The organism is Candidatus Aquicultor sp., from assembly GCF_054640775.1.
The window spans coordinates 1-10,234 of the sequence record NZ_JBTSLF010000097.1 but is presented as its reverse complement, the minus strand read 5'-3'; the positions used below and the strand labels follow the sequence as shown (position 1 = coordinate 10,234).

The window sequence follows — 10,234 nt, the reverse complement described above, 5'->3', positions numbered from 1 at the left end:
GGCAGCAACACGTCCGGTGTTTCGGTAAGTAAAACTGTTACGGTTACCTTTAATGAGACCATCCAGTCAGGTAGCGCGTACTCAAACATCGCGGTGAAGAACGGCGCCACTTCTGTAAGCTCAGCCATCAGTATTAGCGGGGCTACACTTAGCATTAAGCCTTCCGCCAACCTGGCGTTTGGCACGAGCTACACGGTCTCGATTCCGGCAAGCGCAGTTAAAGATAACGATGGCAACTCCCTTGCCGCCGCCTACTCGTTCAGTTTCACAACACAGGTATCGAGTACGGCGAAAGCGCCGGCCAATCTTAAAGCCAGCAGCTCGGCTTCAGCGATTACTCTCGCGTGGGACGCAGCCAATGGGGCCGTATCATATATCATCTACCGGCAACAAGGTACAAGTAGCTACGGGCGGCTCAATGCCGGTTACCTCACCGGTACCACTTATATCGACACGACCGCCAGAACAGGCGTGGTCTATGCCTATTACGTGGTCGCGGTAGGCTCTGATGCGTTAGAGAGCGCCGGTTCAAACGTAGTAAGGTCATCGTTGGGTGTTGTTGCGGGCATGGTAATCTACAACGATGTGCCGTCGAACGCCTGGTTCAGGACATGCGTGGAGACCCTGGCAAACAAGAAAGCGATCACCGGATACCCCGACGGGGCGTTCAGGCCGAACGTGGCCATCACGAGAGCCGAGTTTACTAAGGTACTGTGCCTTGCGATGGGCTGGCAACTGGATAATCCAACAAAACAGGCTTTCAACGATGTGGCGCGCGGAAGCTGGCAGTACCAGTACGTGGCGACGGCGATAAAGCACGGGACTATCGGTGGCTACAATGACGGCACCTTCAGGCCGAACGATTATATCACCAGGGCGGAGATCGCAAAGATCATGGCGCTTACCCTGGATCTACCTGTTATCGAAAACAGCACTACTAAGTTCTGGGATACCAGGTACTCATGGGCCAAGAACTATATCGAGGCCTGCGTAAAGGCAAACCTGATCAGCGGATACCGTGGCGGCTCCTTCAAACCGGGCGCCATTGCCACCAGGGCTGAAGCATGCAAGATGATCGTCTCGATGTTGGATTATAAAAAATAGTTCTTACTGCTGTCTTTTGAGGGGGATGCAATGTCTAGGAATGCGAAATCACCGGGGCGAAAATCGGTCGCCCTGGGTCTTAAGATGGGTATAGCCGGATTGGCGCTAATCGCCCTGTTTTCCCAGGTCGCTCTGGCGGGCACCTGGCAAACACAGATACTGGAGAGCACCACGGGAGACGTGGGCCGGCACAGTTCAATCGCGCTCGACTCATCCGGTGAGCCGTGCATCGCATACTACGATTCCTCCGAGACCGCAATTAAATACAAATATAAGGACTCGGATGGTTGGCACCCCTTCAGCGGTGAGACGATAGATAATACGGGCGCCGTAGGAGAATACGCATCGCTCGCGATTGACGAATCGGATACCGCCCACGTCAGCTACTACGATACCGGTAACGCTAATCTCAAATATGCAATAAGAGATAACTCCGGTCACTGGAATCCCGAACCTGTGGAGAGCCACGGCTCGATGGCCGGCCTTTACACGTCGATCGCCGTCGACAAAGAGAAATATCCCCACATCAGCTATTACGATGCAACAAGTGAGGATTTAAAATACGCCTATAAGGATGGGGCTGAATGGCAAATAGAAACGGTTGACGGCACCGATAGCGTCGGTAAGTACTCGGCGATCGCTATAGATAACTCGACCGGCACCCCCATTATCCATATCAGTTACTACGATGAGACCAACCATAACCTTAAATATGCGTACAAGGTTGGCAATAGGTGGCACATAGAAACGGTTGATAATACCGGTGATACCGGCAAGTATACCTCGATAGCCCTGGATGGAGCGGGTAAAGCGCATGTGAGCTACTACGATACGACCAAGGCCGATTTGAGATACGCCTACCGGAACCCGATCGGTTTTTGGCAACGTGAGACCGTAGACACGGAAACCGCCAACGTCGGCGAGTATTCCTCAATAACCTGCGATATGTCGGAAATGCCGCACATCAGCTACTACGATGTGGCGAACGGCAATTTAAAATACACCTACAAGGATGCCAGGGGATGGCACGTAGAGAAAGTCGACGGCGACTCCAACAATGTCGGCGAGTATACATCCATCGCGAGAGATGCTTCAAACAATATCCACATAAGCTACTATGACGTCACAAACGGCGACCTGGGGTACGCTTACAAGGACAATAAACAGCCGACGATCGGCGGTACCTCACCGGAAAACGGTGATACGGATACTCCGGTCGGCCAGGACATCAAGATATTTTTCAGCGAGCCCATAAAGAAAAGCACCCACTTTGATGATATTCGAGTAACTGACTTATCGGGCGCAAGCCCGAGTATAGCCAGGACGATCAAGGACAACATCCTCACAATTAAAGTGACAAATGGACTAAACTATAACAGCAACTACAAGGTAGACATGCCGGCGGATGCCGTTACGGATATATCGGACAACAACCTCGAGTCTGCAGCACCCTATAGCTTTAGCTTTAAAACAGAGCTTCCGGCAGATACAGTGCCGCCTGTCACCTCAATTGCTATTAACGGAACTATGGGAACCAACGGCTGGTACAAATCGAACACGCCTTCAGTAACGCTCTCAACGACCGAACCCGCCACCATACATTATTTCTGGGATAGTGACGAAGAGGCAACCGCAACCTCCCCTCTTACGCTTTCGACTACTGAAAGCGCCCATACCCTCTACTACTATTCGATCGATACATCCGGTAACCGTGAGGTACCTACGCAGAGCAAGGAAATCAAGGTTGATACGATCTCACCGAGAACCGAGGTCACAGCCACTCCGGAATTTCCCGATGGGACAAATGGCTGGTATAAAACCGCGCCGGAGATTACCTTGAGCGCGAGCGAGCCGGCCACTTTCTATTACCAGTGGGATAGCCGTGATGAGACGATGACAACTGGTACGGTAAAACTGCCTGAAAGCAAGGGCACTCTTGCAGAAGGGTCCCATGACCTCTATTACTGGGCGGTTGATGAGGCAGGAAATACTGAAGGAACAAAGGCAAGCCCCCTGCAAAAGAATTTCAAATGGGATATCACCGCCCCTACGACCACCATGACGGTAAACCCCGCGTCACCCGATGGGATCGACGGCTGGTACAAAAACACGACCCCGACTGTCTCGTTTATGGTCGATGAGAGACATAGCGCACCCGCTATCGTCCATTATAAATGGGATGGTTCGGCGGAGACATCCGTCAGCGGCGATCCTGAGGCCAATATAAGCATACCCGTACCCGAGGGTATCCATACGATCACTTACCATTCGTTAGACCAGGCTGGGAATACCGAGGTTACGCGCACCGCCACACTTAAAGTCGACGCGATGCCGCCCACCGTCCCACAAATCACGGCCGTTTCTACGTTAAGCGCAATGGGTGTGAGCGAGGTTGCGATAAGCGGAACATCCGATACGTCGACCATCGTGTTTATAAAAGCAACCGACAACGACACAGAGGTTACGACCACCATTGAATCAACCGGCACGTTTAATGCCGAACTTGACCTTACTAAATTAAAAGACGGGCAGATAAAGATAAGCGCACAAGCAGTCGATGAGGCTGGAAACACCAGCGCATTCTGCAACGCAGTTACTAAAACAAAGGATACCGTTTTGCCAACCAGCAACGCCATCATCAGCCCCTTTCCACCGGATGGTGAAAACGGTTGGTTTAAGACCGTTCCAACAATTACGCTGACGAGAAGTGAGCCAGGGGCTACCTTCTACTCCTGGACATCGAGCAGTGGTCCCTGGATGACGTACTCGACGGCGCTCAGCGTACCCGAGACGACATCTGGCACGCTGTATTATTACTCGGTCGATACGATAGGTAACACCAAGACAGTTCAGAACCTCTCCGAGCTGAAGGTTGATGCAACCGCTCCTGGCTGCTCGATTGTAGCGCCAAGTGATGGTGCCACACTCGCAGGGAACGTGTCGTTCACGGTAAGCGCATCCGATACGTTAAGCGATGTTTCAGAGGTGTTATTCTATATGGACGGTAGTAGTATAGAGACATTTACGGTCCAGCCATATAGTTTGACGCTCGATACCACGCGCTACTCGAATTTCGGTCATACGCTAAAAGCCAGGGCATACGATAACGCCGGAAACTTCTCAGAAAGCCAGATCAACGTGAGCATAGCAAATACAACCGCCCCATCGGCCTTCACCGACGGGACGCATACGACCGTCAGCCCTGGCCTCGGCACTACGATGACGTTCGACACGGTAACCGCCGAAGGCACGACAACGATAAGCATTGCCAGCACTGCCCCGCCCATCCCTTCCGGGTTCCAGCTGGTTGGAAATTTCTACGAGGTAACTACAACTGCGCAGTTCACGGGAGATATACTTGTAACCTTCCCCTACGACCCGAGTATCTCGGCGGCAGAGGAAGCAACCCTTAAACTGCGGCACTGGCAGGCCGGCGCATGGATCGATGTTACCTATTCGAAGGATACCATCGCCAAGACGATAACGGGACTCGTAAGCTCGCTCTCCCCATTCGCCGTGGTCAAGCAACCCGTTGTATCTTCCCCGCCGTCAAGCGGAGGCGGCGGTTCAAGCCCAACCCCGCAAGACCAAGCGCCGGCGACGCCCCAGGGCTTAAAACTTGTGACTAACTTAGGGCTGATCCAGCTCGCCTGGGATGCAAATAAAGAGGCAGACCTGGCGGGATATAGGGTTTACAGGATTATGGGCGACGGCGGACCCGATAAGCCGAGCAAGGTTACCCCGCTCGCCACCATGAGCATAACCCAATACAACGACACCACCGCCAACAAAGGAATTGTGTATACCTATTACGTTACCGCGGTCGATAAAGCAGGAAATGAGAGCGCCCCGGCCAGCCTTGAGACCGCGTTGGCCGAGGTTGCCGCTGAGGTCACCTTCTCAGATGTGCCATCAAACGCCTGGTACAAGGAGCATGTTTCCAAGCTCGTGACACGCAAGGTTCTTGGAGGATATCCCGACGGGACGTTCAGGCCGGGCAAAGCGGTCTCCCGTGTTGAGTTCGCCAAGATGATCTGCCTGGCCATGGGATGGGATCTGGCAAACCCGGCCAAACCGTCGTTTAGCGATGTCTCGAAACAAAGCTGGGAATATAGTTACGTTGAAACGGCCAAAGCCCATGGCGCCATCTCGGGCTATCCAAACGGCACGTTTGCGCCCGGCAGAAGCATAACCAGGGCGGAGATCGCTTCGATCCTCGCAAAAGCATTGAAACTGTCCGGCGGTACCAGCACGCTTATCGATATCAATACGTCCTGGGCAAAAGGCTACGTCAACTCATGCGTGAAAGCCGGCCTCATCTCTGGATACCCCAACCGCACCTTCAAGCCCAATGGCTATGCAACAAGAGCCGAAGCGGCTAAGCTGATTGCGGGATTAGTGAAGTAGTCCTCTCTTTTGTTTTGTGCTGTTTAATGGGCATTTTTGCGGGTAAAAGTTAGAACAGCGCGATAAATTCTGGATACTAAAAGGAGTGGACTTTAATGGAAAGTATGGAGCATAAACCGGGCCCGGAGAAAGGCGAAGCGTACGGAGCGGCGTCCCTGGGCGAGGCGCTGAAGGGTGTTAACTTCCCGATCAGCCGCCAAGACCTCATGGACATGACGGGTGACCGTCAAGTTGAGGTTGAGAAAGGCAAAATGATGCCGATGCGCGACCTGCTTATGGCATGCCCGCACGATATGTATAACTCACCTGTCGACGTCACGACCTGCCCGGAAATCGAGCAAAAGATGAAGGCAGCATAAAACAGAAACCCGTCAAATTAACAGAGGGTATGCACCAAGCATACCCTCTTCCATTTATGCTAGACCTCTTCATCAATTCGAAATTCGAAATTCGAAATTCGACATTCCTCTATTTGTTGTCCTCGACGCGCAGAACCTGCATGAACGCCTCCTGGGGGACTTCTACGCTGCCCACCTGCTTCATGCGGCGCTTACCTTCTTTTTGCTTCTCGAGAAGTTTGCGCTTCCTCGAAATGTCACCACCATAGCACTTGGCCAGGACGTCTTTTCTCCTTGCCTTAACCGACTCGCGCGCGATGATCTTGCTCCCGATCGCCGCCTGGATAACTACCTCGAACATCTGTCGCGGGATGATATCCCTTAACTTATTCGCAAGATCCCTGCCTATCCTGTAGGCTTTGTCCTTCGGGACGATGCAAGAGAACGCGTCGACCGGCGTTCCGCCGAGCAGGATGTCCAGCTTCACCAGCTCGGTCACTACGTAGCCTTTGTGATCGTAATCGAGCGAAGCGTACCCGCGCGTGCGTGATTTTAGCTGGTTGAAAAAGTCCAACAGGATTTCGCCGAGCGGCAGATCGTACTGCAGCTCCACCCTGTTCTCGCTCAGGTACTGCATGTTCTTAAATATCCCGCGCCTATCCTGGCAAAGATCCATTACCGTACCGACGTATTCGTTCGGCAACAGGATGACCGCAGAGACAAACGGCTCTTCCATCTTCTCGATTATGTGGGGATCGGGCATCTCCGATGGGTTGCGGATCGTAATCTGCTGCCCGTTTGTCTTGATAACCCGGTAGGCGACGCTGGGTGCCGTTGCAACCAGCTCGAGGTTGTATTCACGCTCCAGGCGCTCTTTGATGATCTCCATATGCAAAAGCCCTAAGAAGCCGCATCTAAAGCCAAATCCGAGCGCTGAGGACGTCTCAGGCTCATATGCAAGCGCAGGGTCGTTTAGTTGCAGTTTACCGAGGGCATCGCGTAGATCCTCATACTGGCTTCCGTCCACCGGATACAGCCCGCAGAAGACCATTGGCTTCACCTCACGGTATCCCGGAAGCTGCTCGACTGCCCCACCCTTTGCGTTGGTTATCGTATCGCCGACCTTGCTGTCACGGACATCCTTGACTCCTGCGATCAAGTAACCGACTTCGCCCGCCCCTAGCTCTTGCACCTGGTCCATCTCGGGACGCATCACGCCGATCTCCTCGACCTCGGCAACCCTTCCGGTCGCCATCATCCGTATCTTCTGACCTTTTTTGATCGAGCCGTCGACAACCCTGATGTAGACAATGACACCGCGGTAGGAGTCGTACATCGAATCGAAGATCAGGGCTTTGAGCGGCGCATCGGGGTCTCCTTTCGGCTCGGGTATCTTGTTGATAATCGCCTCGAGAACCTCGACCGCCCCCTCGCCCGTTTTCGCGCTTACTTTCAGGGCGTCGCTGGTATCGATTGCAAGGCTCTCCTCGATCTCCCTCGCGACCCTCTCCGGGTCTGCGCTGGGCAGATCGATCTTATTGATCAACGGGATAACCTCCAGGTCGTTTTCAAGCGCCAGGAACGTATTGGCCAGCGTTTGCGCCTCGACCCCCTGGGCTGCATCAACGACAAGAAGCGCCCCCTCGCATGCGGCGAGGCTGCGTGAGACTTCGTAGGTAAAGTCAACGTGACCCGGCGTGTCGATGAGGTTAAGGATGTACTCCTGCCCGTCCTTGGCCTTGTAGTTGATCCTGACCGCTCGCGCCTTGATCGTGATTCCCCGCTCGCGCTCGAGATCCATCGAGTCCAAGAGCTGGTTCGTCATATCGCGCGCAGAAACGGTACCGGTCACCTCAAGCAACCTGTCCGCCAACGTTGATTTCCCGTGGTCTATATGTGCGATAATGCTGAAATTTCGTATATTACTCTGCTTCATTTATGCTTGTGTCACCTTTGCGCGAAGGAATCTTCGCGATAATCTTTTAATAAAATCGACTTCTTCGATGCCGAGCAATAGCGCCAATCCCAGATAAGCGATCCCACCGGCCACGCCGGCGACCGCAATCTCAAGTGCCAGGCCCAGCATACGCGGCAGCCCCAGCGATTGAATCGCATAATACGCTGCGAAGATGACGAGACCCGCCATCGCGGCGGCGGCGACTTGCTTGCCTATTGCCCGAAATATAATCGAGGCCCCGATGGAGCCTATTTTTCTCCGTAAAATATACAGTTGGATTACGACGCCAAACGAAAGCGCCAGCGCATATGCCAGAGGAAGAGCGGTCATGTTGAATTTCCCGATAAGCAAGAAACTGGCCGCAATCTGCAGTGGCACGCTGACGGCACCTATAATCATGGGCGTTTTTGTATCCTGTAGAGAATAATAAACCCTGGTAAGCATGTTGTAAAGCGAGAACGAGAGCAGCGCGACCGAAAACGAGGTGAGCATAGCCGCGGTGATGTCCGTACCCACGCTATCAAACCTGCCATGCTGCAGGGTGAGCCCGATGATGGGCTTGGCCATGATGGCCATATAGACCGCGGACGGGATGACGATAAAGGTCGTCGTGCGCAATCCAAGGGAAAGCGTCTTTTTGAAACTCGGAAGGTCGTTGGCGTTGCCGAAGCGCGATAGCTCGGGGAATATGGCTGTCGCGATCGAGACCGCAAATATCGCGTAGGGCAGCCGGAAAAACGCCAGGGCGTTCTGATACGCCATCGCCCCACCATCATACGATAGCAGCAACATATAGATAATATAGGTGTTAAGCTGCACGGTAATTGCGAATCCGAGCATAGGCAACCCGAGGATGGCGATTTGTTTGACCGCGGGATGCTTAAAATCGAGCGTCAATCGCGGCTTTAAGCCCGCTTTAATAACCGTTGGAATCTGCACCAAGGCCATCACTACAACGCCCACCGTCGTCCCTATCGCAAGCAGAAGCAGCGCGAGCTCGTGATTTGTCTTATCATACGGTAAAAAGAGCCCAAGGACTGTAGCAATAACGACAATGTTGTTTAGAATTGGCGCGGCCATTGGCATGGTAAATTTGCGATGCGAGTTCAGTACACCGCTAAAGATGCCGGCCATCGCGTAGAACATAATTTGAAACGCGAACACTCTGAAGAACATGACCATAACCGGCGTATTCATTGCGGGCTTGCGGATCGTCATCAGATGCACGAAGAATGGAGAGAAGATCGAGCCGATCACGCTTAGCACGAGTGCCAGAAGAAGGACTATATTGGCGAGGTTGCTAATCATATGACGTGCCTCGTCATCGAGTTTCTCAGACAGATATTGCACGTAGACGGGAACGATAACCGATCCCATAATGCCGCCCATAACCAGCTCAAAGATCATATTCGGCATGACATTGGCTGCTGAAAATGTGTCATTGAGAAATCCCCTGCCTAACGCATATGCCAATGCCATACTCCGCAAAAACCCTGTCACCTGGCTGACGGTCGTCGCTACGGACATCTTCGCCGTTGATTTAGCTATGGACGGTGCTTTTGCCTCCGCCGCTTGAAATCCGGCTTCAGCGGCAAGGACTTCGTTCCCCGCCCCACCGGGCACAATGTCATCGTTCTGCATTCGCAACCTTTTACCCTGGATTTTTTCGAATAGTCCTCCAAAATTATAGCATAGCGTGGTTGTCGGCGTTATAGATTGATGGATAGCCCAAGCATTCCGGATGAGATAAGTCATTAATAATATGATGCCGATTTGATATCATAGTGATATTATATTTCTACTACAAAGAGGGTTGTTTCTATGAATCGTGTTATCGTCAGTTTGCCAGAAGATATAGAAGCGGCTCGTATAATGGACGAGGCGTGGAGCGTGCTTTTATTTTCTGATTCTTAGTCTTCCATCTTTAAAAACGCAAAATTTATTGATTAACTTATCTGAATATTTTTCTAAAATCTTGTTTACAGCCTCAATCTTTTCCTCAGACCTTGCATTTTCAAGCCTTAATAATAAAACGCCTGTATGGGATAACCCTGAATTAAAAACTAGCTCGCCAAAGTCTCGATCCATTGTAATAACCATGCAGCCTTCAGAAACTGCCATTTCAAGTATTTTACTATCAAACATACGCGGATCAATATCCCTTACGCTTAATACATCATATCCTTGATCTTGAAGCCATTTCTCTAGCTTTTTACTCACCCCTACATCAACCAAGAACCTTAAGCTCTTATGTTGCATTCTAAGCGCCTTTGCTAATTTTAAAAACTTGCTCTTCACTTACTAATTCAGCAGCATAGAGCAGCACAGCCTGAATATCTTCAGGCTCTAGTTCAGGGTAATCATCAAGTAATTCTTGAGTCGTAATTCCGCCAGCTAGAGCTTTTAAAACTTGTTCAACGGTAATCCT

Annotated in this window: 7 protein-coding genes; 3 read left to right on the top strand and 4 right to left on the bottom strand. The window is 51.9% G+C overall.

The window, feature by feature from the left end; translation table 11 throughout:
* The 3 genes from ACYC56_RS08990 to ACYC56_RS08980 all read left to right on the top strand — a co-directional run.
* On the top strand, positions 1-1,104 hold a 1,104-nt coding region (locus tag ACYC56_RS08990), incomplete at its 5' end, for an S-layer homology domain-containing protein (protein ID WP_461373845.1).
* Positions 1,105-1,134: 30 nt separating this feature from the next.
* Positions 1,135-5,511 (top strand): S-layer homology domain-containing protein, encoded by a 4,377-nt coding sequence (locus ACYC56_RS08985; protein WP_461373844.1) that lies wholly within the window; start codon positions 1,135-1,137, stop codon positions 5,509-5,511.
* A 95-nt stretch (positions 5,512-5,606) separates the two neighbouring features.
* Positions 5,607-5,870: a hypothetical protein gene (locus ACYC56_RS08980; protein ID WP_461373843.1), complete on the top strand. Its 264-nt coding sequence runs from the start codon at positions 5,607-5,609 to the stop codon at positions 5,868-5,870.
* A gap of 109 nt (positions 5,871-5,979) precedes the next feature.
* Here ACYC56_RS08980 and lepA read toward each other — a convergent pair whose 3' ends face one another.
* The 4 genes from lepA to ACYC56_RS08960 form a co-directional block, all read right to left on the bottom strand.
* On the bottom strand, positions 5,980-7,785 hold the full coding sequence (gene lepA, locus ACYC56_RS08975) for a translation elongation factor 4 (RefSeq protein ID WP_461373842.1): 1,806 nt from the start codon (positions 7,783-7,785) through the stop codon (positions 5,980-5,982).
* On the bottom strand, positions 7,786-9,447 hold the full coding sequence (gene murJ, locus ACYC56_RS08970; RefSeq protein ID WP_461373841.1) for a murein biosynthesis integral membrane protein MurJ: 1,662 nt from the start codon (positions 9,445-9,447) through the stop codon (positions 7,786-7,788).
* Positions 9,448-9,702: 255 nt separating this feature from the next.
* On the bottom strand, positions 9,703-10,065 hold the full coding sequence (locus ACYC56_RS08965; protein WP_461373840.1) for a DUF5615 family PIN-like protein: 363 nt from the start codon (positions 10,063-10,065) through the stop codon (positions 9,703-9,705).
* Position 10,066: 1 nt separating this feature from the next.
* A complete protein-coding gene (locus ACYC56_RS08960) occupies positions 10,067-10,231 on the bottom strand; it encodes a DUF433 domain-containing protein (protein WP_461373846.1) in 165 nt (54 codons plus the stop codon).
* Positions 10,232-10,234: the final 3 nt, after the last annotated feature.

Coding starts and splice junctions, on each gene's coding strand:
- ACYC56_RS08985 (WP_461373844.1), top strand. CDS start 1,135: ATGTCTAGGAATGCGAAATCACCGGGGCGAAAATCGGTCGCCCTGGGT.
- ACYC56_RS08980 (WP_461373843.1), top strand. CDS start 5,607: ATGGAAAGTATGGAGCATAAACCGGGCCCGGAGAAAGGCGAAGCGTAC.
- lepA (WP_461373842.1), bottom strand. CDS start 7,785: ATGAAGCAGAGTAATATACGAAATTTCAGCATTATCGCACATATAGAC.
- murJ (WP_461373841.1), bottom strand. CDS start 9,447: ATGCAGAACGATGACATTGTGCCCGGTGGGGCGGGGAACGAAGTCCTT.
- ACYC56_RS08965 (WP_461373840.1), bottom strand. CDS start 10,065: ATGCAACATAAGAGCTTAAGGTTCTTGGTTGATGTAGGGGTGAGTAAA.